This window comes from Pseudomonas sp. 50_B (assembly GCF_017491625.1).
Classification (GTDB): Bacteria; Pseudomonadota; Gammaproteobacteria; order Pseudomonadales; family Pseudomonadaceae; genus Aquipseudomonas; species Aquipseudomonas danubii.
On sequence record NZ_JAFGYX010000001.1, the window covers coordinates 137,883 to 159,932 of the forward strand.

The following is a 22,050-nucleotide window of genomic DNA, read 5'->3' on the forward strand; positions in this document are numbered from 1 at the left end:
GGGCAGCAGAGCAATGCAGCAACTCAATCCTTCCGAAATAAGTGAAATTATCAAGGGCCGCATCGACAAGCTCGATGTGACCTCCCAAGCCCGTAACGAAGGCACTGTCGTCAGCGTATCTGACGGCATCGTGCGGATTCACGGTCTGGCCGACGTCATGTACGGCGAGATGATCGAGTTTCCGGGCGGCGTCTACGGTATGGCCCTCAACCTGGAGCAAGACTCCGTAGGTGCCGTTGTATTGGGCGCGTACACCAGTCTGGCTGAAGGCATGAGCGCCAAGTGCACCGGCCGCATCCTCGAAGTTCCGGTTGGTAAGGAACTGCTGGGTCGCGTAGTCGACGCACTGGGTAACCCAGTTGACGGCAAAGGTCCGCTGAACAACACCGAGACCGATGCGGTCGAGAAAGTTGCTCCAGGCGTGATCTGGCGTAAGTCGGTAGACCAGCCTGTACAGACTGGCTACAAGGCTGTCGATGCCATGATCCCTGTCGGCCGTGGCCAGCGTGAGCTGATCATCGGTGACCGTCAGATCGGTAAGACCGCTCTGGCGATCGACGCGATCATCAACCAGAAAGACAGCGGCATTTTCTGCGTCTACGTAGCGATCGGTCAGAAACAATCGACCATCGCCAACGTGGTTCGCAAGCTGGAAGAAAACGGTGCCCTGGCTAACACCATCATCGTTGCTGCCAGTGCTTCCGAATCGGCTGCACTGCAGTTCCTGGCACCGTACTCCGGTTGCACCATGGGCGAATACTTCCGCGACCGCGGTGAAGACGCGCTGATCGTTTATGACGATCTGTCCAAGCAAGCAGTGGCTTACCGCCAGATTTCCCTGCTGCTGCGCCGTCCACCAGGCCGTGAAGCCTACCCAGGTGACGTGTTCTATCTCCACTCCCGTCTGCTGGAGCGCGCTTCCCGCGTTTCCGAAGAGTACGTAGAGAAGTTCACCAACGGCGCAGTGACTGGCAAGACCGGTTCCCTGACCGCTCTGCCGATCATCGAAACCCAGGCTGGCGACGTTTCCGCGTTCGTTCCGACCAACGTGATTTCCATCACCGACGGTCAGATCTTCCTGGAATCGGCCATGTTCAACTCCGGCATCCGTCCGGCTGTGAACGCCGGTGTTTCGGTATCCCGTGTGGGTGGTGCCGCTCAGACCAAGATCATCAAGAAGCTGTCCGGTGGTATCCGTACCGCTCTGGCTCAGTACCGTGAACTGGCGGCATTCGCCCAGTTCGCTTCTGACCTGGACGAAGCGACCCGTAAGCAACTTGAGCATGGTCAGCGCGTTACCGAGCTGATGAAGCAGAAGCAATATGCGCCGATGTCCATCGCCGACATGTCCTTGTCCCTGTACGCCGCTGAACGTGGCTTCCTGACGGACGTCGAGATTGCCAAAGTTGGTAGCTTCGAACAGGCCATGATTGCTTACTTCAACCGCGATCACGCCGACCTGATGGCGAAGATCAACGTGAAGGGTGACTTCAATGACGAAATCGACGCTGGCCTGAAAGCCGGTATCGAGAAGTTCAAAGCCACCCAAACCTGGTAAGCCGCAGCGGGAGCCGCAAGGCTCCCGCTTGCTAACCTGATAGGTGTTACATGGCAGGCGCAAAAGAGATTCGCAGTAAGATTGCGAGCATCAAAAGCACGCAAAAAATTACCAGCGCCATGGAAAAAGTGGCGGTCAGCAAAATGCGCAAGGCACAAATGCGCATGGCTGCTAGCCGTCCTTATGCGGAGCGCATCCGCCAGGTTATTGGTCATCTGGCCAACGCCAACCCGGAATATCGTCACCCGTTCATGATCGACCGTGCTATCAAGCGCGTCGGTTACGTTGTGGTGAGCAGTGACCGTGGTCTGTGTGGTGGCTTGAACACCAACCTGTTCAAGGCCCTGGTCAAGGACATGGCGGTAAACCGCGAACAAGGCGTCGAGATCGATCTGTGTGTGGTCGGTAGCAAGGGTGCGGCCTTCTTCCGCAACTTCGGCGGTAACGTCGTTGCAGCTATCAGCCATCTGGGTGAAGAGCCGTCGATCAATGACCTGATCGGCAGCGTCAAGGTGATGCTGGATGCGTACCTGGAAGGCCGGATTGACCGCCTGTCCGTGGTATCCAACAAGTTCATCAACACCATGACCCAGCAGCCGACCGTGGAGCAGTTGATTCCACTGGAGGCAACCCCGGATCAAGAACTCAAGCACCACTGGGACTATCTCTACGAACCGGATGCCAAGGAGCTGCTGGACGGCTTGATGGTCCGTTACGTGGAGTCGCAGGTCTACCAGGCGGTGGTCGAGAACAACGCAGCTGAACAAGCGGCGCGGATGATCGCAATGAAGAACGCTACCGACAACGCCGGTGATTTGATCAGCGATTTGCAGCTGATCTACAACAAGGCGCGTCAGGCTGCGATCACCCAAGAGATCTCGGAAATCGTCGGCGGCGCTGCCGCGGTTTAACGGTTCAAATATTCAGAGGATCCAGCTATGAGTAGCGGACGTATCGTTCAAATCATCGGCGCCGTTATCGACGTGGAATTTCCACGCGACAGCGTACCGAGCATCTACGACGCCTTGAAGGTTCAAGGCGCCGAAACCACTCTGGAAGTTCAGCAGCAGCTGGGCGACGGCGTGGTGCGTACCATTGCGATGGGCTCCACCGAAGGCTTGAAGCGCGGTCTGGACGTCAACAACACTGGCGCAGCCATCTCCGTACCGGTCGGTAAAGCGACCCTGGGCCGGATCATGGACGTACTGGGCAACCCAATCGACGAAGCCGGTCCTATCGGTGAAGAAGAGCGTTGGGGCATCCATCGTCCAGCTCCTTCCTTCGCAGAACAGGCAGGCGGCAACGACCTGCTGGAAACCGGGATCAAGGTAATTGACCTGGTTTGCCCGTTCGCCAAGGGCGGTAAAGTCGGTCTGTTCGGTGGTGCCGGTGTAGGCAAGACCGTAAACATGATGGAACTGATCCGTAACATCGCCATCGAGCACAGCGGTTATTCCGTGTTCGCCGGTGTGGGTGAGCGTACTCGTGAGGGTAACGACTTCTACCACGAGATGAAGGATTCCAACGTTCTGGACAAGGTTGCTCTGGTCTACGGCCAGATGAACGAGCCACCAGGAAACCGTCTGCGCGTAGCGCTGACCGGCCTGACCATGGCCGAGAAGTTCCGTGACGAAGGTAACGACGTTCTGCTGTTCGTCGACAACATCTATCGTTACACCCTGGCCGGTACCGAAGTATCCGCACTGCTGGGCCGTATGCCTTCCGCAGTAGGCTACCAGCCGACCCTGGCTGAAGAGATGGGCGTTCTGCAAGAACGTATCACTTCGACCAAGCAAGGCTCGATCACCTCGATCCAAGCGGTATACGTACCTGCGGACGACTTGACCGACCCGTCGCCAGCGACCACCTTCGCCCACTTGGACGCCACCGTCGTTCTGTCCCGTGACATCGCTTCCCTGGGTATCTACCCAGCGGTAGACCCACTGGACTCGACTTCCCGTCAGCTGGACCCGAACGTGATCGGCAACGAACACTACGAGACCGCTCGCGGCGTTCAGTACGTACTGCAGCGTTACAAAGAGCTGAAGGACATCATCGCGATCCTGGGTATGGACGAACTGTCGGAAGCCGACAAGCAGTTGGTATCCCGCGCTCGTAAGATCCAGCGCTTCTTGTCGCAGCCGTTCTTCGTGGCTGAAGTCTTCACTGGTTCTCCAGGCAAATACGTTTCCCTGAAAGACACCATCGCTGGCTTCAAAGGCATCCTCAACGGTGACTACGACCACCTGCCAGAACAAGCGTTCTACATGGTCGGCGGCATCGAAGAAGCGATCGAGAAAGCCAAGAAACTGTAATCCCGGCGCCCGGCAACGGGCGCTAATTTAGGTTGAGGCAAGCAGATGGCTATGACAGTCCATTGCGATATCGTCAGCGCGGAAGGGGAAATCTTCTCCGGTCTGGTGGAGATGGTGGTTGCGCACGGTGAACTGGGTGATCTTGGTATCGCTCTGGGTCACGCACCGCTGATCACCAACCTGAAGCCAGGTCCGATCCGCTTGATCAAGCAGGGCGGGGAAGCCGAGGTGTTCTACATCTCCGGTGGTTTCCTCGAGGTTCAGCCGAACATGGTCAAGGTTCTTGCCGATACCGTGCAACGCGCTGCCGACCTGGACGAAGCCTCCGCTCAGGAAGCCGTCAAGGCTGCTGAGAAGGCCCTGAATGAAAAAGGCGCAGATTTCGACTACGGTTCTGCTGCTGCACGTCTGGCCGAGGCCGCAGCTCAGCTGCGTACCGTCCAGCAGATCCGCAAGAAGTTCGGCGGCTAAGTCGCAGGCTTTCTGTGTGATTGATTAAAAAGGGTAGCCTCGGCTACCCTTTTTATTTTCCGCCATTCACCCCCCTTGGTCGCAGTCGCCGGCCCCCCAGGATTGGTAGCCAGTCATGTCTCTCGAAATCGTTATCCTCGCCGCGGGTCAAGGCACTCGTATGCGCTCGGCGCTGCCGAAGGTGCTTCACCCGGTCGCCGGCAACTCCATGCTCGGGCATGTTATCCACAGCGCCCGGCAACTCGACCCACAGCGGATCCACGTGGTGATCGGTCACGGCGCGGACGCGGTGCGTGAGCGCCTGGCGGCCGATGACCTGAATTTCGTGTTGCAGGACAAGCAACTGGGCACCGGCCACGCGGTGGCCCAGGCTGTACCTTTCATTACCGCCGACACGGTGCTGATCCTCTATGGTGATGTGCCACTGATCGAAGTCGAGACCCTGCAGCGCCTGCTCAAGCAAGCGGGACCTGAACAACTGGGCCTGCTCACCGTCGAGCTGGATGACCCGACCGGCTATGGGCGCATCGTCCGTGACGCCAGTGGCAAGGTCACCGCCATCGTCGAGCAGAAGGATGCCAATGAAGCCCAGCGCGCGATCACCGAAGGCAACACCGGGATTCTCGCGGTGCCCGGCAAGCGCCTCGGCGACTGGACCGGCCGCCTGTCCAACAACAACGCCCAGGGCGAGTACTACCTCACCGACGTGATTGCCATGGCAGTCAGCGACGGCCTGATTGTCGCCACCGAGCAGCCCCACGACGCCATGGAAGTGCAGGGCGCCAACGACCGCAAGCAACTGGCCGAGCTGGAGCGCCACTACCAGCTACGCGCCGCGCGCCGGCTGATGGCCCAGGGCGTGACCCTGCGTGACCCCGCGCGTTTCGACGTGCGCGGCGAAGTCACGGTCGGCCGCGACGTGCTGATCGACATCAACGTGATTCTCGAAGGCCGAGTGGTGATCGAGGACGACGTGGTGATCGGTCCCAACTGTGTGATCAAGGACAGTACCCTGCGCAAGGGCGTGGTGATCAAGGCCAACAGCCACCTGGATGGCGCGGTACTGGGCGAGGGCAGCGATGCCGGCCCGTTCGCTCGCCTGCGTCCCGGCACCGTGCTGGAGGCCCGTGCCCATGTGGGTAACTTTGTCGAACTGAAGAATGCCCACCTGGGCCAGGGCGCCAAGGCCGGTCACCTGACTTACCTGGGCGACGCGGTGATCGGTGCCCGCACCAACATCGGCGCTGGCACCATCACCTGCAACTATGACGGGGTGAACAAGCACAAGACTGTCATGGGCGAAGACGTGTTCATCGGGTCCAACAACTCCCTGGTGGCACCTGTGGATATCTTGTCCGGTGCTACCACGGCCGCCGGCTCCACCATCACCCAGAACGTAGCGCCAGCCCAACTGGCAGTGGGTCGGGCCCGGCAGAAGAACATCGACGGCTGGAAGCGGCCGGAGAAGATCAAGAAAGACTGAGGTTATCCACAACCGCGGCGGACCTGTTCGCCGGTCAGCCAGCTCCTATGCTCAGCGGTAGGGGCTGGCTGAATGTGGGTAACTTCCTACCCAACAACTGCGTTTTTTTCACTTCCTCCGCTTGACGAAGTTTCGATCATAGGTTTTTATTGCGCCTGTTATCTTTCGAATCGAAACTTAAGCCGCCATGTCGAAGCGCAATACCCCCCAACGCCGCCACAATATCCTTGCCTTGCTCAATGAACAGGGCGAAGTGAGCGTTGATGCTTTGGCCAAGCGTTTCGAAACCTCTGAAGTTACGATTCGAAAGGATCTGGCCGCTCTGGAAAGCAATGGCTTGCTACTGCGTCGTTACGGCGGCGCCATCACCATGCCTCAGGAACTGGTCAGCGATCTTGGCCAGCCGGTGTCCCTCTACAAGCAGGCGATTGCCCGGGCCGCGGTACAGCGCATCCGGGAACACGCACGAATCATCATCGACAGTGGCAGCACCACCGCCGCCATGATTCCCGAACTGGGCCAGCAACCCGGCCTGGTGGTGATGACCAACTCGCTGAATGTGGCCAACGCCCTGAGCGAGCTGGAGCACGAACCCGTGCTGTTGATGACTGGCGGCACCTGGGACCCCCATTCCGAATCCTTTCAGGGCCAGGTGGCTGAACAGGTTCTACGCTCATACGACTTCGACCAGCTGTTTATTGGTGCCGACGGCATCGATCTGGCCCGCGGCACCACCACCTTCAACGAATTGCTGGGGTTGAGTCGGGTCATGGCCGAAGTGGCTCGTGAAGTGGTGGTGATGGTCGAATCCGACAAGATCGGCCGCAAGATTCCCAATCTGGAGCTGCCATGGAGCAGCGTCCATACCCTTATTACCGATGATCGCCTGCCCTTTGAGGTCCGCGACCAAATCCAGGCCCGCGGCATAACTCTGATTTGCGCGGCTGTCAGCTAGGAGAAAAACCATGTGTGGAATTGTTGGCGCCGTTGCTGAACGCAATATCACCGCCATTTTGCTGGAAGGCCTCAAGCGTCTCGAATACCGCGGCTATGACAGCGCCGGTGTGGCGGTCTACACCAACGCCGGCAAGCTCGAGCGCATGCGTCGCCCGGGCAAGGTCAGCGAACTGGAACAGGCCCTGGCCAGCGAGCCGCTGGTTGGCCGCCTGGGCATCGCCCACACCCGCTGGGCCACCCACGGCGCGCCGTGCGAGCGTAATGCCCACCCGCATTTCTCCGGCGACCTGGCGATCGTGCACAACGGCATCATCGAGAACCACGAAGCCCTGCGCGCGCAGCTCAGCGCCCTGGGCTACGCGTTCACCTCGGACACTGACACCGAAGTCATCGCCCACCTGCTGAACCACAAGCTCAAGGACCTGGGCGACCTCACCGTGGCGCTCAAGGCCACCGTCAAGGAACTGCACGGTGCCTATGGCCTGGCGGTGATCAGCGCCAGCCAGCCGGACCGCCTGGTGGCAGCCCGCAGCGGCAGCCCGCTGGTGATCGGCCTGGGCCTGGGGGAAAACTTCCTCGCCTCCGACCAACTGGCCTTGCGCCAGGTCACCGACCGCTTCATGTACCTGGAAGAAGGCGACATCGCCGAGATCCGCCGCGACAGCGTGCAGATCTGGGACATCGACGGCAAAGCGGTTGAGCGCGAAGCGGTGCAGTACCGCGATGGCGCCGAAGCGGCGGAGAAGGGCGAGTTTCGTCACTTCATGCTCAAGGAAATCCACGAGCAGCCATCCGTGGTGCAGCGCACCCTGGAAGGTCGCCTGAGCGCTAATCAGGTGCTGGTCCAGGCCTTCGGTCCGCAAGCCGCCGAGCTGTTCGCCAAGGTGCGCAATGTGCAGATCGTTGCCTGCGGCACCAGCTACCACGCTGGCATGGTCGCCCGTTACTGGCTGGAAGAACTGGCCGGCATCCCCTGCCAGGTGGAAGTGGCCAGCGAGTTCCGCTACCGCAAGGTGGTGGTGCAGCCCGACACCCTGTTCGTGACCATCTCCCAGTCCGGCGAAACCGCCGATACCCTGGCGGCCTTGCGCAACGCCAAAGAGCTGGGCTTCCTGGCCAGCCTGGCCATCTGCAACGTCGGCATCAGCTCCCTGGTGCGTGAGTCCGACCTGACCCTGCTGACCCAGGCCGGTCGCGAAATCGGCGTGGCCTCGACCAAGGCCTTCACCACCCAACTGGTGGGCCTGCTATTGCTGACCCTGTCCCTGGGCCAGGTACGTGGCACCCTGGCCGCCGGCGTCGAAGCCGAGCTGGTAGAAGAACTGCGCCGCCTGCCGATCCGCCTGGGTGAAGCCCTGGCCATGGACGGCGTGGTGGAGAAGACTGCCGAACTGTTCGCCGACAAGCACCACACCCTGTTCCTTGGCCGTGGCGCCCAGTACCCGGTAGCGATGGAGGGCTCCCTCAAGCTCAAGGAGATTTCCTACATCCACGCCGAAGCCTACCCGGCCGGCGAGCTCAAGCACGGTCCCCTGGCGCTTGTGGATAACGACATGCCGGTGGTCACCGTGGCGCCGAACAACGAGCTGTTGGAAAAACTCAAATCCAACCTGCAGGAAGTGCGTGCCCGTGGCGGCGAGCTGATCGTGTTTGCCGACGAACAAGCCGGCATGACCAATGGCGAAGGCACCCACGTGATCCAGATGCCGCACATCCACGACATCCTCTCGCCGATTCTCTACACCATCCCGCTGCAACTGCTGTCCTACTACGTTGCCGTGCTCAAGGGCACCGACGTCGACCAGCCGCGCAACCTGGCCAAGTCGGTGACCGTGGAGTGAGTTATCCACAGCTGTCTGCCAGGCAGCTGTGAACCCATCACCCAGAAAGTCCCGGCTTGTGCACAGGCCGGGACTTTTTATTGAGCTGTGGAAAACCTATGAAACTGCGTTTGATTTATGGATGGACGCTGGTCCTGATGCTGGTTGTCCTGCTGCTGGGCGGGCTGACTCCGGTGCTGTCCAACAGCCTGTTGCTGCTCAAGGACCGGGCCAACTTCATTCCCGCCGAATCCTCCATCTGGACCTTCGAGCCGACCCTGATTAATCAGGGTTCTTCTTCCTATTGGTTGTACGGGGAAGATCGGCACTACTACTTCTATTTTTCCTACGCCGAAGATCAGCCTTACCGACTGATTGCCAAGAACAACCCGTGCCCGGGATTCGATCGGCACGATGTCGGCACCTGGTGTATCCCCTGAAGCCCGGGCCCTGGATTATGCTGCTGGCTCGCGGCGCTCACCGGGCAGGCGCTGGCAGTTGAGGTAGGGCATGGACAGGTTCCAGGAAATGCAGGTGTTCGTTTGCGTCGCTCAGGAGCAAGGCTTCGCTGCTGCCGCTCGGCGCCTGAGTCTGTCGGCCGCCAGTGTGACCCGAGCCGTCGCCGCGCTGGAGCAGCGCATCGGCACTCAGTTGTTGATCCGCACCACCCGCAGTGTGCATTTGAGCGAAGCCGGGCAAGGCTACCTGGAGGATTGCCGGCGCATTCTGGCCGAGGTCCAGGACGCCGAGGCTTCGGCCGCTGGCATCCACGCCCAGCCCCGGGGTCAATTGACCCTGACTGCGCCGGTGCTGTTCGGTGACCTCTTCGTCACTCCACTGCTGGTGCGCTACCTGCAACGTTATCCACAGGTCAACGTCAACGCCCTGCTGCTGGACCGGGTGGCGAGCATGGTGGAGGAGGGCATCGACGTGGCGATACGTATCGGCGAGTTGCCCGACAGTGGCCAGCACAGCGTCCGAGTCGGCGAGGTGCGCCGCGTTGTCTGCGCCGCGCCGGAGTTTCTTGCCGTCCACGGCCGTCCCCAGCATCCCGATGACCTGCGCCAGGCGCCGGTGATCGCGCCGTCGTCCGTGGGCCAGGCGCGCAACTGGCAGTTCAACGATGCCGGTCGGCCCTTGAGCATTCGGCCCGAACCGCGGTTGCTGGTCAGCGCCAATCAGGCGGCCATCAGTGCCGCCTGCCTGGGGTTGGGCCTGACCCGAGTGCTGTCCTATCAGGTCGCCGACCAGGTCGCGGCGGGGCAGTTGGAAATTGTCCTCCAGGCCTTCGAGCTGGCGCCCTTGCCGATCCATGTGGTGTACCAGGGCGGGCGCAAGGCGCCGGCGCGAGTGCGCAGCTTTGTCGACTTCGCCGTACAGGCTTTGCGTGAGCATCCATCGCTCAATCCTTGATCAGCGTTGTTGCGCTGGATGAAAGGATGGATTGCGATTTCTGGTGATTCTGTTGTTTTTTCCCAGGGATCAAGATGGGGCTCCCAGCGCGGCACTTCGACCGCGCCTCGTTCGCGGAGTCGACCATGTCTCAGCCACCTATCAAGTTCTACAACTTTCCCCGTTCCGGGCATGCCCATCGGGTCGAGCTGATGCTGTCCCTGCTGGACCTGCCCAGCGAAACCATCTTTGTCGACCTGGCCAAGGGCGCCCACAAGCAGGCGGACTTCCTCGCCCTCAACGTCTTTGGCCAAGTGCCGGTGATCGACGACCAGGGCGTGGTGCTGGCCGATTCCAATGCGATCCTGGTGTATCTGGCCCAGCGTTATGGTCAGGGCCGCTGGTTGCCCAGCGATCCGGTGGGCGCGGCCCAGGTGCAGCGCTGGCTGTCGGTGGCGGCGGGGCAGATCGCCTTTGGACCGGCGGCGGCGCGGTTGATCACGGTGTTTGGCGCCTCGTTCAATGCCGAGGAAGTCATCGCCCGTGCCCACGCGCTGCTCAAGATCATGGATCAGGAGCTGGCGAGCCGGCCCTTCCTGGTAGGGCAGCAGGCGACCATTGCCGATGTCGCGGGCTACAGCTACATCGCCCACGCCCCGGAAGGCAACGTGTCCCTGGACGCTTACCCCCATGTACGGGCCTGGCTGCAGCGTATTGAAGCCTTGCCCGGCTTTGTCCCCATGCCATCCACGGCGGCGGGTTTGAAAAGCGCCTGAAGAGCCACTCTGCGGAGGCCACCACATGAGCACGCATTCACCTTGGCATGCCGGCGAACGGCAATTGCAGCTCCAGGCAGGGGTGGCCGAGCGCATGGAAGCCTTCGGCGCCAAAGTCATCCGTGCGGCCATGCCCGAGCAGCACCAGCAGTTCTTCGGACAACTGCCGTTCATCCTGGTGGGCGCGGTGGATGCCCGAGGCGATCCCTGGGCGAGCCTGCTTGAAGGGCCGCCCGGTTTTGCCCAGGCCCCGCAAGCCAACCTGCTGCGCCTTGCCAGCCTGCCGGCCGCCGATGATCCGCTGCAGTTGCAGGAAGGCGCGGCAGTGGGCCTGTTGGGGATCGAACTGCATACCCGGCGACGCAATCGTCTCAACGGTCGTATCGACGAGCTCGATAGCCGAGGCTTTTGCCTCAGGGTGCAGCAGTCGTTTGGCAACTGCCCGCGCTACATCCAGTTGCGCGATCTGCAGCGGGTGCCCTTGAGCGATCCGGCCAGCCGCCCGGCCCAGCACCGACAGGACCTGGACCCGGCGGCCCGGGCCCTGATCGGCGCCGCCGATACCTTCTTCGTCGCCAGCTATGTCGATGTGGAGGGCCAGCGTGCGGTAGATGTCTCCCATCGTGGCGGCCCGGCCGGGTTCGTTCGGGTCGAAGGCAACTGCCTGACCATCCCGGATTTCGCCGGCAACCTGCATTTCAATACCCTGGGCAACCTGCTGCTCAATCCCCGGGCGGGCTTGCTGTTCATCGACTTTCACAGTGGCGAGTTGCTGCAACTCAGTGGGCGTACCGAAATCATCTTAGGCGGCCCGCTGCTCAGCACCTTCCAGGGCGCCGAGCGCGTGTGGCGCTTTACCGTGGAGCGGCTGGTGCGGCGGCCGGCAGCCCTGTCCCTGCGGGGCTTGTAACGGGCCCTGGGCGCCTGCAGAAAAAAGTCTTCGCCAGCGATTGCCGCCAGCCGCGGCCCTGCGTAGGCTGGCGCGATCTCAAGGTTGATCATCTGCAGAGCGCCCGGCACGCCGGGGCTTTGTTGCGTTAAAGGGAATCAACGATTCATGCTGCCCCGGGTCTTGCTCCGCCTCTTCGCCCTATTGCTTTGCCCGGTGCTGCTCAGCGCCTGCCGCCTCGAAGACGCCCCCCCTCTGGATCAACAACTCTACATCTGGCAACGGCAGTGGACGCCTGCCCACGCCGACGCTCTGGCCGGTTCCCGGGCCGACTTTTCCACAGCCCGGGTCCTGGCCCTGCAGGCTTTTCCACAGGCTGGCTGGAGCCGTGCGCGGATCGACGCCGGCTTGCTCAAGCAGGATGCCCGGCCGTTGATCGCGGTGATCCGCCTCGACGGGCAACTGCCGTCCCTGGATCAGGACGAGATCATCCGTCAGGTCCAGCAACTGCTGACGGACTGGCAGGAGCAGGGCCTGACTCTGGCTGGGATCGAGATCGACCACGATGCCGGCAGCGCGCGCTTGCCTGCCTACGCCAAGCTGCTTGAGCGCTTGCGGGCTGTACTGCCGAGCCAACTGCCCCTGAGCATCACCGCCTTGCCGGCCTGGCTCGACAGTCGTGAGTTGCCGGGCCTGCTGGCCAAGGTCGACAGCAGCGTGCTGCAGGTGCACGCCGTGAGTGATCCTCGGCAGGGCCTGTTCGATCCACGACAAGCCGAGCAATGGGCCCGGCGTTGGGCGCGCATCAGCGACAAACCCTTCTATCTGGCCTTGCCCGCCTACGGCGTCGCCTTGCTCCCCGCTGCCGAAGGCGCGCCCCTGGTGGAAAGCGAGGCGCCGCTGCGACGGCGCGGTCAGCGCCAGGAACTGATGGCCGACCCCGAGCAACTCAGCCAGTTGGCCAGGACCCTGCGCAACGACCCGCCGCCGCACCTGGCCGGTCTGATCTGGTTTCGCCTGCCGCTCAAGGGCGATGTGCGGGCCTGGAGCCTGGAGACCCTGCGGGCGGTGGCCCGGGGCGACGCCCTGGCCGGCCAACTGGGCATCCGCCTGGAGGAACAGGACGGCCTGTTCGACATCCGCTTGAGCAACGCGGGCAACCTCGATCGGCCCTTGCCTGAACAACTGACCCTGGCCGTTGCCCAATGCGACGGATTCGACGGGCTGGGCGGCTATGCCGCGCAGCTGCGCGACGGCCAACTGCGGTTGACCCGCCAACAGACCGGGCGTCTGGCCGCTGGCGCCAGTCGCGCTGTGGGCTGGGCCCGCTGTACAAAAATTGACCAAGGAGCTGCGCATGTTCGTCCCTAGATCCCGTCACCTGCTGTGCCTGAGCCTGTGCCTGCCCCTGGCTCCGGCCCTGGCCTGCGGACCGACTTTCCCCATGCGCCTGCTGGACGACCGCCCACAGACGCTGGCGCAGCTGCCCGAAGGCAGTTTCCAGTTCGAGATCAGCCGCCTGGGTCAGCCCATCGTCGGGCTCATGCCGGTCGCCAAGAATGGCTTCAGTGTCGATTACAGCCTGCCTGACAGCTATTCGGTGCAAGAGCGTAACTGGGCCGAACAGCAAGGGCTGGACCAGGCTCAGCAAACCCTGGTCGGCCAGCTGCGCAAGCTCAATGACGCGCGCGTGGCGGAGCAACAGGGGGCCAGCCTGCCGCTGGAGATCAAGCTCTACACCGCGGGCGCCGTGGCCTTCAGCGTCGGGGATCATGAGTTGGCGGCGGAGTATTTCCGCAAGGTGCTGGCGCTGCCCGCCGAGCAACGCGCCCTGCGCAGTACCTGGGCGGCCTATTCCCTGGGGCGGGCCCTGTCCTTTATCAGCGAGCAAGCCAACGAGCTGGACGATCAGGGCCGGCGCGACATGCGCCAGTCGGCGCGCCAGGCGTTCGCCCAGACCCGTCAGCTGAGCATCGACGCCTTCAGCGATCCCTTGAGCCTGGGCGTCGCCAGCCTGGGGGAGGAGGCCCGCATCCTCAAGGATCAGAACGACTGGAGCCAGGCCATCGATCTGTATGCCGTCCAGAACCAGCTGGGTTCGGAGGTCGGCTACAGCTCCCTGAAGCAGGTGGTGGGCGAATTGAGCGGCCTGCCGGACGCGCAATTGCTGGAGCAGCTCAAGCATCCTTCCGTAGCCCGCTTGCTCACCGCTTCGTTGATCTCCCATCAGGGCTGGTCCTTCGGCGAGCGGCCCGAGTCGGAGGTGAAACTGATCAAGCTGCTGAGCCAGGGCACTGCGGGCAGCTTCGACAACGCCGACCGGCTGGCGGCGCTGAATTACCAGAATGGCGATTTCACCACCGCCCAGCGCTTGCTCGAGCATGCCGGTGATGGCGGCCTGGCCTGGTGGCTGCGGGCCAAGATGGCCCTGCGTGATGGCGACAAGGCGGCTGCTGCCGCCGCATACGCCAAGGCCGCCGCGGCCTTCCCCCGCGACGAGAGCTGGGGCTTTCGCGGCGATTACGACGGCAATTACGAAGACCTCAAGCCCGGTTGCCGGGTCGAAGGCGAAAGCGCCCTGCTGGCCCTGGATCGTGGCGACTACGTGCAAGCCTTCGAGCTGCTCTACCGCAGCGGCGACATCTACTGGCACGACGCAGCCACGGTGGCGGAGCGGGTGCTGACCCTGGATGAACTCAAGCAGTTCGTCGATACCCAGGTACCGGCACCGCCGCCGACGCCCAAGCAGCCGGACGCCTACTACGAAACCCTGCCGATTGCCGCCCAGGTGCGCGAATTGCTCGGCCGGCGCCTGCTGCGCGAAGGCCGCTACGAAGAGGGTTGGGGCTACTTCGACAGCCCGGAGCGCCAGGCCATCGCCAAGGCTTACGGTGAGTACCGGCGCAGCGCCGAGTCGGCCTGGTTGCCCACGCGCCGGGCAGAGGCCTATTACCAGGCCGGCAAGCTGGCCCGTGCCTCGGGCATGGAGATCCTGGGTTACGAAATGGGCCCGGACTATCACAGCCTCTGGGGCAGCTACAGCCTGGAGATCCCGCCGGTGCAGGCCGGGCCCTTTGTCAGCGCCGATGAAGTGCAGCGTCAGCAAGCCACCACCGCCGCGCCCGACGTGCGTTACCACTACCGCTACCTGGCCGGGGAGCTGGGCAACCAGGCCGCGGACTTCCTGCCTCACACCAGCCAGGCCTATGCCGCGGTGCTGTGCAAGGCGGCGCGCTGGACCCGGGGTAGCGATGCGGAGATCGCCTACTACCGGCGCTACGTGGAAAACGGCCCCTTTGTGGAGTGGGCCGGCAACTTTGGCATGAACTGCCAGGAGCCGGACTTCGGCAGCGCCAACAAGCGCTACCTGACCCAGTGGCTGGACGCATCCCGTTCCGCGGTGGCCGAGCACAGGCTGGTTGCTGGCGCCGGTGCCGGCGTGCTGCTGTTGGGGGCGGCCTACCTGTTCCGACGCCGCCGCGCGGTGCCCTCGCACAAGGCGACATAAAGGCGTGCCCCGGATCCTGTAGCCGCTGCCGCAGGCTGCGAACGAGCTGGGCGGCACTCCGACGCAGCGGTCGCGGCGATCTCTGGGGCGCACATTTTGTCGAGGGATCGCCAGGCAAGGTCCTGCGGACCTTCGCGCAGCTTCGCCGAGGCTCAGCAGCGGCTACAGAGCCGTGCTGGTCGGCTTTTTGTAGCCGCTGCCGCAGGCTGCGAACGAGCTGGGCGGCACTCCGACGCAGCGGTCGCGGCGATCTCTGAGGCGCACATTTTGTCGAGGGATCGCCAGGCAAGGTCCTGCGGACCTTCGCGCAGCTTCGCCGAGGCTCAGCAGCGGCTACAGATGCCGTCAGGCCTGCTGGACGAAGGTCAGGCGCAAGGCAAAGCCGATCAGCAGGCTGCCGAACAGCCATTGCTGCACGCGCTGGGCCGAAGGGCTGCGCTGCATCCAGCGGCCCAGCCCGGCGCCGGCCAGGGCGTAGCAGCAGTCGAACAGTCCGCCCACCGCCACCAGCAACACACCCAGGGTGACGAATTGGGGGGCTACCGCGCCGGCCTGGGGATCGATGAACTGCGGCAGCAGCACCGAGCAGAACAGCAGCGCCTTGGGGTTCAGCAGGTTGGTCAGCAGGCCGCGCTGGATCGCCTGGCGCCAGCGCAGGGGCGTGGCCACCACGCCGGCGCTGTCGAGGTTGGGCAGCAGGTTGGCGCGCAGGCACTGGATACCGATCCACAGCAGGTAGGCGGCGCCCGCCAGGCGTACCACGTCGAAGGTCCAGGGGGCGGCCTTGAACAGCGCCGCCAGGCCCAGGGCGGCCAGGGCGACGTGGCAGCCGCGGGAGATCGCCAGCCCCAGGGCCGTGGCCAGTGCCTGGGCCTTGCCCTGGCGGGCACCGGTCTGCAGCAGCAGGATCATGTCGGGGCCGGGCAGCAGGTAGACCACCGCCAGAGCCAGGAAATACATCCACAGTTGCGCCACCTTGCACCCCCATTCGTTGTCGACTCGGTGCGCCCAGTTTAGGGCCACAGGGGCGGGCAGGTGCTTGCGTAATCAACCAGCAAGACGGTGAAAATTGGCATAATCTTCCAGCTTTCAATGGAGCGGCCATCCGGATATGCCAAACATGAAACTCGATGCCTACGACCGCAAGATCCTCGCTGCCCTGCAGCGCGACGGCCGCCTGAGCAATGTGCAACTGGCCGAGGAGATCGGCCTGTCGCCGTCACCCTGTTTACGTCGGGTGCGCATGCTGGAGGAGGCGGGGGTGATCCGTGGTTACCAGGCGACCCTGGACCGGGATGAAGTGGGGCTGGGGCTGACGGTGTTCGTCGGGGTCAAGGTGGAGCGGCACAACGACGCCGAGGCCGAAGCCTTCCGCCAGGCGGTGTTGCAGTTGCCGGAGGTGATCTCGGCGTTCCTGGTGTCCGGCGAGTCGGACTTCCTGCTGCAGGTGGTGGTCCCGGACCTGCGCGGTTACGACCGGTTTCTCACCGGCTGCCTGCTGAAGATCCCCGGGGTCAGCGACATCCGCAGCAACTTCGCCATTCACACGGTGAAAACCCCGGGGCCCCTGCCATTGGGGCACTTGCCCGGCTGATGACCCTGGCCAGCCGGGTCAGCGCCTCACCGGCTTGCTCTAGCTACTGTGGCGAGGGAGCTTGCTCCCGCTCGGTCGCGCAGCGGCCGCAGAATCTGGCTACGCGGGGTGTCAGGTACTTTGCGTTGGCCGGGCCTGGGGCCGCGTTGCAGCCCAGCGCGAGCAAGGGCTCAGGTCCACCAGTAGCGCACCAGGTGGAAGAAGATCGGTGCAGCGAAGCACACCGAGTCCAGGCGATCGAGCATGCCGCCGTGGCCTTCGATCATGTGGCCCCAGTCCTTGACCCCGCGGTCGCGCTTGATCGCCGACATGACGATGCCGCCGGCAAAGCCCAGCAGGTTGATCAGCAGGGCGATCAGGAACGACTGCCAGACATTGAACGGGGTGATCCAGAACAGCGCGCCGCCGATCAAGGACGCCAGGAGGATGCCACCGACAAAGCCCTCGACGGTCTTGGACGGCGACAGGTTGGGGGCGATCTTGCGCTTGCCGAAGAGTTTTCCACAGACGTACTGCAGCACATCCGAGAGCTGCACCACGATCACCAGATAGGCGATCAGCAGCAGGTTGCGGCCTTCGTAGCCGGCGATGTCCAGGGTCAGCAGGGCCGGCACGAAGGACACGCAGAACACCGCGATCATCAGCCCCCACTGAACCTTGGAGGCGCGTTCCAGAAAGTGCGTGCTGTCGCCCCCCAGGGACGCCAGGATTGGCAGCAGCAGGAACACGTAGACCGGGATGAAGATCGAGAACAATCCGTACCAGTCGGAGTAGATCAGCAGGTACTGCAGGGGCAGGGCCAGGTAGAAGGCTGCCACCAGGGCCGGGTAGTCGCTGCGCCGTGTGGGGGTCAGGGTGAGGAATTCGCGCAGGGCGTAGAACGACACCGCGTAGAACAGCAGGATCACCGCCGCCGTGCCGAGCCAGAAGGCGATGCCGATCACCAGCACCATCACCCACCAGGCATTGATCCGCGCATTGAGGTTGTCGATCACCGGGTTGGGTGTGCCGCGGGTGCGCCACTTGAGGATGAAACCGATCAGCGAGGCCAGCACCAGAATGGCGCCGATGCCGCCGAACAACATCAGGGTCTGCTTATCCATTTCAGCTGTGCTCCGGGGCCAGGGCCAGCAGCGCGGCGCGGCTGCGTTCGAGGAAGTGTTCCTTGCTTTCATCCTCTTCCAGGGTCAGTGGCGCACCGAAGCTGGTGGTGCACAGCAGGGGCAGGGGCAGGAAGCGGCCCTTGGGCATGACCCGGTTGAGGTTGGCGATCCACACCGGAATCACCTCTACCTGTGGATAACGTTTGGCCAGGTGGTAGATCCCGCTCTTGAACGGCAGCAGGCCGTCTTCCAGGTTGCGCGTGCCCTCCGGAAAGATGATCAGCGAGTCACCCTGGTCCAGGGCATCGAGCATCGGCTGCATGGGATTGTTATCCACAGCCTCCTTGCGCTCGCGGTCGATCAGCACGCCGTTGAACACCCGGTTGATGATGTAGCGGCGCAGGGGGCTTTTCTGCCAGTAGTCGGCACCGGCCACGGGCCGGGTCAGTTTGCGCAGGGCCGGCGGCAGAGAGGCCCAGAGCAGCACGAAGTCGCCGTGGCTGCTGTGGTTGGCGAAGTAGATCCGCTGCACCGGCTGCGGCGCGGAGCCGAGCCACAGGCTGCGGGCGCCAGTGATGCTGCGGGCGGCGGAGGTGATGAGGTTGGCAACCAGGGGTTCGAACATGGGCATTCCTTATCCGGCGAAGGTCAGCCAGGGGCTGGCCAGGATCAAGCTCAACAGCACCAGCACTTGTGCCGCCAGCAGCAACGCCTGGCGGCGCAGCAGGCCAAGGGCTCCGCGGCTGCGTTGGTCCCAGGGCCGGCCGCCTTTTTCCACAGGCTGCAGGCCGAGGGCGCCCAGGGCCTGATCCAGGGCCTGGGTGCTGTGTTCGAGGGACGCGGGACTATCGGCCACGCGCTGAAACAGATCGGCGTCGAAGGCCACGCGCAGCGCCAGGTACTTTTCCACCAGCCCCAGCAGCACCAGGGCGAGGCTGACGATCAGGCCTCCCAGGCTGACACTGGCCAGCAGGTACTGGCCCAGGCCATACAGGGCGCCCAGTAGGGTCAGGCCTGTGGATAACTGATCCAGGGCCCGGCCCCGGCGCAGCAGGCTGGCGACGCTGTAGAGCTGCATCTCACTGGACATGGGCCGCTCTCTTGCTACTGATCAGGGTTTCCAGCGCCTGCCGATGGGCCGCTTGCAGGACGATCTGCGGGCGTGCCCGCTGGATCTGCACGATGGCCGCGTCCACGGTGGCGGCGCGGCCGCTGTGCAGTAGCCAGGCGGCAATCGCCGTGGCACTGCGCGAATAGCCCAGGGCGCAGCACACCAGCAGCGGGCCTTGCTGGCGCAGGCGTTCAACAGCTTGCGCCGCAGCCAGGCATTGCTCGGGGCTGAGGGCGCACAGGTCCAGTACCGGCAGGCTCTGGTAGGCCTGCAAGCCACGGCGGTCCAGGGACAGCTCGGCGCACAGGTCGAGCACCGCGACAAAGGGGCTGTCCTTGAGCTCGGCTGGGGTGGGCAGGCGGCCGAGCCAGACGTTATCCACAACCTGATCCGGCTGTGGATGTTTTTTTGTCCACAGCCGCGAGTTGATCCAGGCCGCTGCCAGATAGGGCGCCAGCAACCAGCGGGCGGCGGGGCTCAGGCGTCCGTCCTCGCGTTTCTGGAACCCTGCGGCGCCAAGCAGCGCGTAGTTCAGGGCCACCAGCAACAGCGCCACGGCGGGCCAGATCAACCACAGCCCGGTGCCGCCCCAGGTGAAGGCGGCCACCGCCAATAGCGCCGCGCCCAGGGCGTAGCGCCAGGCCAGTTGGCGGCGCCGCGGGTCTTGGGTCCGTTGTGCGCTGAACAGCGGGCTGGGGCGATCCAGCGGCCACAGCCAGACGCACAGCCAGCCGGCCAGGGCGCCGGTGGGCACGTCGACAAAGTGGTGTTGATAAGTGGTGAGCACCGACACCCCGATCAAGCCGAACCAGCCATGCACCAGCCAGCGCCAGAAGCCCTGGCTATGCCGGGCGTAGCAGACCCACAGCACCACCAGCAGCGCGATGTGCAGGGAAGGGGCCTGGTTGAAGGGCTTGTCGAAGCCGGCCAGCACCTCGAACAGCCAGCCGAAGACCCCGTCCAGCTCTGGCCGGGCAAAGGTGAAGCGCAGCGGCCAGAGCAGGAAGCAACTGACCGCGATCACCTGGGCGGTGAGCAGGCGCAGGGCGTGGCGCTTGAGCTCGTCCCGGCTGCGCGGCAGCAGCAGGGAGAAGCCGTAGAGCAGGTCGATGGACCAGTAGGGCACGATGGTCCAGGCCCAGAACGGCATATGCCGCTCCCAATCGAAGACCAGGCTGCCGACGTCGTCGCGCTGGGCCGTGACCCAGGTGGCGAAGCCGTAGGTGCTGAAGAACAGCGGTGCCAAGAGCAGCAGCCAGAGCACCGCCGGTTTCAGCAGGCCCGGCTCCCGCGCCGGCAAGGCGCCCGTACTCATCATTGCACCCGTTGCGCCAGGGACACACTGAAGATCCCCCACTCATCCACGCGCATGGTGATCTTGCGAAAGCCTGCGGCTTCCACCAACTGATCCATTTCCGCCTGGGTGCGGCGGCGCATGACCCAGGCCTGGCCTTCGCGGTGGCTGGTCAGGGCGCGGGCGATCAGTTCCAGTTGCGGGTGCCACGGCTGGCCGGTGTACACCAGGTAGCCGCCGGGTTCCACGGCGCTGGCCAGCCCCGCCAGGGAGCCGCCGACCATCTGGTTGTCGGCGAACAGTTCGTAGAGCCCGGAGACCACCGCCAGGGTCGGCTTGGGATCAAGGGCCGCCAGGTCCTCGCGATCGAAGGCGTTGCCTTTGACGAAGCGCGCGATGTCACCCAGGCCCTTTTCCTGGATCAGGGCACTGCCGTCGCGCACGTTGATGTCGCTGTAGTCGCGCAGCAGGATCGATTCCGGCAGCGGGCTGACCCCTTGCAGGGCTTCGAGGATGTAGCGGCCGTGGCCGGCGGCGATGTCGACGATGCGCACTTCGCTGTCCTGCTCACGGAGCTTTTCCATGGCCAGGCGCAGCAGCTCCTCCACGTGCAGCTTGCGCTGGCGAATGCCGCGCCAGCCGATGGAGTTCAGGTAGTTCTGGTCGATCAGCCGGCCCAGGGCGGAATGCCCGGTGGGCTGGTTGCGGTAGACGTAGTCCAGGGTGCTGCCGGAGTCGAAGCCGGTGTCGAAGCCCAGCTTGACCCCCGCCGACAGCTGGCTGCCCAGGCGCATGCTGGCGCGGGTCGCGCGCCAGTACAGGTCGCGCAGGGAGTTGTGCGGCAGCGGCGCGGCCAGGGCTTCAGATTCGGCGCAGGTCACGCCCAGGCGGTCGGCGTCCAGCAGGGCAGGGCGGTTCAGCGGGCGGGCGAAGTTCTGCAGGATGAAGCGGCGGATGCTGGCCATGGCCGGCGCGCGGTTCTTTTCTCCCAGGGTGTCGTGGAAGAAGCCCGGGAGGATGTGTTTTTCCTTGTGCAGGCTGCCCAGGCGTTCGAAGAACTGCTCCTGGGGCTTGCGGTGCACCACGAAGTCCGAGCCGGAGATCAGCAGTTGGGTCGGCACCTGAATGGCCTGGGCATCGGCCACCACCCGGTCGGCTGCTTCATACAGGCCCAGCAGCACGTTGACCGAGATCGCCTTGGTGATCAGCGGGTCGGCATCGTAGCTGTGGACCCGTTCCGGGTCGTGGCTCAAGAAGCGCGCCTTGACGTAGCTGTTGACGAAGAAGTTGCCGCGAAAGCGCCGCATCAGGGCCAGGCCGGGGCGGGCGAAAGGCACGTACAGCTTGACCTTGAACGCCGGCGAGGCCAGCACCAGGGAGCGAATCCGTGGGGCGTAGTCGTGGACCCAGGTGGAGGCGATCACCGCACCGACGCTCTGGGCCACCACGGCGATGTTTTCTTCATCGATGCCGTGGGCGCTGCCCAGGTGGTCGCAGAAGGTCTGCACGTCGCGCACGCTGGTGGCGAAGCTCGGGCTGTCGCCCCGGGCCCCCGGCGATTGGCCGTGGCCACGGGCGTCCCAGGCGAAGAAGTCGACCTGCGGCAGGTTCAGCTCGTCCACCAGATGGGCAATGCGCCCGGAGTGTTCGTGACCGCGATGAAACAGCATCACCGCCTGCCGCGGTTCGCCGGGGGCCACTTCAGTGGCCGGCCAGTGGCGGTAAAACAGTTCGACGCCGTCATGGGTCCGGAACGTCTGGTGTTGAGCGTCGCGCATT

General features: G+C 63.9%; 19 protein-coding genes and 1 pseudogene. 14 read left to right on the plus strand and 6 right to left on the minus strand.

Annotated elements, in window-relative coordinates:
* Window positions 1-13: 13 nt before the first annotated feature.
* The 13 genes and pseudogenes from atpA (at window position 14) to J5M73_RS00750 (ending at window position 15,169) form a co-directional block, all read left to right on the plus strand.
* Window positions 14-1,558, plus strand: a complete 1,545-nt coding sequence (atpA, locus tag J5M73_RS00690) for a F0F1 ATP synthase subunit alpha (RefSeq protein ID WP_102862412.1) — start codon at window positions 14-16, stop codon at window positions 1,556-1,558.
* Between the two features lie 50 nt (window positions 1,559-1,608).
* Window positions 1,609-2,469 (plus strand): F0F1 ATP synthase subunit gamma, encoded by an 861-nt coding sequence (atpG, locus tag J5M73_RS00695; protein WP_011064382.1) that lies wholly within the window; start codon window positions 1,609-1,611, stop codon window positions 2,467-2,469.
* 27 nt (window positions 2,470-2,496) lie between these two features.
* Window positions 2,497-3,873 carry a F0F1 ATP synthase subunit beta gene (gene atpD, locus J5M73_RS00700; RefSeq protein ID WP_007924510.1) on the plus strand — a complete coding sequence of 459 codons (1,377 nt, stop codon included), beginning with the start codon at window positions 2,497-2,499 and terminating at the stop codon, window positions 3,871-3,873.
* Between the two features lie 45 nt (window positions 3,874-3,918).
* Window positions 3,919-4,344 carry a F0F1 ATP synthase subunit epsilon gene (locus J5M73_RS00705; protein WP_011064380.1) on the plus strand — a complete coding sequence of 142 codons (426 nt, stop codon included), beginning with the start codon at window positions 3,919-3,921 and terminating at the stop codon, window positions 4,342-4,344.
* 115 nt (window positions 4,345-4,459) lie between these two features.
* The gene (glmU, locus tag J5M73_RS00710) at window positions 4,460-5,827 is read left to right on the plus strand and encodes a bifunctional UDP-N-acetylglucosamine diphosphorylase/glucosamine-1-phosphate N-acetyltransferase GlmU (RefSeq protein ID WP_102862411.1); all 1,368 of its coding nucleotides are present in this window, start codon (window positions 4,460-4,462) and stop codon (window positions 5,825-5,827) included.
* A 187-nt stretch (window positions 5,828-6,014) separates the two neighbouring features.
* Window positions 6,015-6,782: a DeoR family transcriptional regulator gene (locus tag J5M73_RS00715; RefSeq protein ID WP_102862410.1), complete on the plus strand. Its 768-nt coding sequence runs from the start codon at window positions 6,015-6,017 to the stop codon at window positions 6,780-6,782.
* A 10-nt stretch (window positions 6,783-6,792) separates the two neighbouring features.
* Window positions 6,793-8,625, plus strand: coding sequence for a glutamine--fructose-6-phosphate transaminase (isomerizing) (glmS, locus tag J5M73_RS00720; protein ID WP_110594160.1), 1,833 nt, complete (start codon window positions 6,793-6,795; stop codon window positions 8,623-8,625).
* 98 nt (window positions 8,626-8,723) lie between these two features.
* Complete coding sequence (locus J5M73_RS00725) at window positions 8,724-9,044, plus strand: hypothetical protein (protein ID WP_102862408.1); 321 nt, start codon at window positions 8,724-8,726, stop codon at window positions 9,042-9,044.
* Between the two features lie 70 nt (window positions 9,045-9,114).
* Window positions 9,115-10,017, plus strand: a complete 903-nt coding sequence (locus J5M73_RS00730) for a LysR family transcriptional regulator (RefSeq protein ID WP_102862407.1) — start codon at window positions 9,115-9,117, stop codon at window positions 10,015-10,017.
* A gap of 125 nt (window positions 10,018-10,142) precedes the next feature.
* Window positions 10,143-10,772 carry a glutathione S-transferase gene (locus tag J5M73_RS00735; RefSeq protein ID WP_102862406.1) on the plus strand — a complete coding sequence of 210 codons (630 nt, stop codon included), beginning with the start codon at window positions 10,143-10,145 and terminating at the stop codon, window positions 10,770-10,772.
* A gap of 25 nt (window positions 10,773-10,797) precedes the next feature.
* Window positions 10,798-11,673 (plus strand): annotated as a pseudogene (locus tag J5M73_RS00740) (pyridoxamine 5'-phosphate oxidase family protein); the annotation flags it as partial.
* 156 nt (window positions 11,674-11,829) lie between these two features.
* Window positions 11,830-13,032, plus strand: coding sequence for a DUF3142 domain-containing protein (locus J5M73_RS00745; protein WP_102862404.1), 1,203 nt, complete (start codon window positions 11,830-11,832; stop codon window positions 13,030-13,032).
* On the plus strand, window positions 13,019-15,169 hold the full coding sequence (locus J5M73_RS00750; protein WP_102862403.1) for a hypothetical protein: 2,151 nt from the start codon (window positions 13,019-13,021) through the stop codon (window positions 15,167-15,169). The genes J5M73_RS00745 and J5M73_RS00750 overlap by 14 nt, the downstream gene beginning before the upstream one ends.
* Before the next feature lie 345 nt (window positions 15,170-15,514).
* Here J5M73_RS00750 and J5M73_RS00755 read toward each other — a convergent pair whose 3' ends face one another.
* Window positions 15,515-16,144 (minus strand): LysE family translocator, encoded by a 630-nt coding sequence (locus J5M73_RS00755; protein WP_207814924.1) that lies wholly within the window; start codon window positions 16,142-16,144, stop codon window positions 15,515-15,517.
* Between the two features lie 145 nt (window positions 16,145-16,289).
* Here J5M73_RS00755 and J5M73_RS00760 point away from each other — a divergent pair, with 145 nt between their 5' ends.
* Complete coding sequence (locus J5M73_RS00760) at window positions 16,290-16,763, plus strand: Lrp/AsnC family transcriptional regulator (protein WP_016966246.1); 474 nt, start codon at window positions 16,290-16,292, stop codon at window positions 16,761-16,763.
* Window positions 16,764-16,933: 170 nt separating this feature from the next.
* Here the strand turns inward: J5M73_RS00760 and J5M73_RS00765 are convergent, their stop codons facing one another.
* The 5 genes from J5M73_RS00765 to J5M73_RS00785 are packed head-to-tail and all read right to left on the minus strand — an operon-like array spanning window position 16,934 to window position 22,049.
* Window positions 16,934-17,866: a phosphatidate cytidylyltransferase gene (locus J5M73_RS00765; protein ID WP_102862402.1), complete on the minus strand. Its 933-nt coding sequence runs from the start codon at window positions 17,864-17,866 to the stop codon at window positions 16,934-16,936.
* Between the two features lies 1 nt (window position 17,867).
* Window positions 17,868-18,491: a lysophospholipid acyltransferase family protein gene (locus J5M73_RS00770; protein WP_207814925.1), complete on the minus strand. Its 624-nt coding sequence runs from the start codon at window positions 18,489-18,491 to the stop codon at window positions 17,868-17,870.
* 9 nt (window positions 18,492-18,500) lie between these two features.
* Entirely contained in the window at window positions 18,501-18,956 is a 456-nt protein-coding gene (locus J5M73_RS00775; protein ID WP_102862400.1) for a hypothetical protein, read from the minus strand.
* Window positions 18,946-20,292, minus strand: coding sequence for a phosphatase PAP2/dual specificity phosphatase family protein (locus J5M73_RS00780; protein ID WP_207814926.1), 1,347 nt, complete (start codon window positions 20,290-20,292; stop codon window positions 18,946-18,948). Before J5M73_RS00780 ends, J5M73_RS00775 begins: the two co-directional genes overlap by 11 nt.
* Window positions 20,292-22,049 (minus strand): bifunctional alpha/beta hydrolase/class I SAM-dependent methyltransferase, encoded by a 1,758-nt coding sequence (locus J5M73_RS00785; RefSeq protein WP_207166803.1) that lies wholly within the window; start codon window positions 22,047-22,049, stop codon window positions 20,292-20,294. The genes J5M73_RS00780 and J5M73_RS00785 overlap by 1 nt, the downstream gene beginning before the upstream one ends.
* Between the last annotated feature and the right edge of the window lies 1 nt (window position 22,050).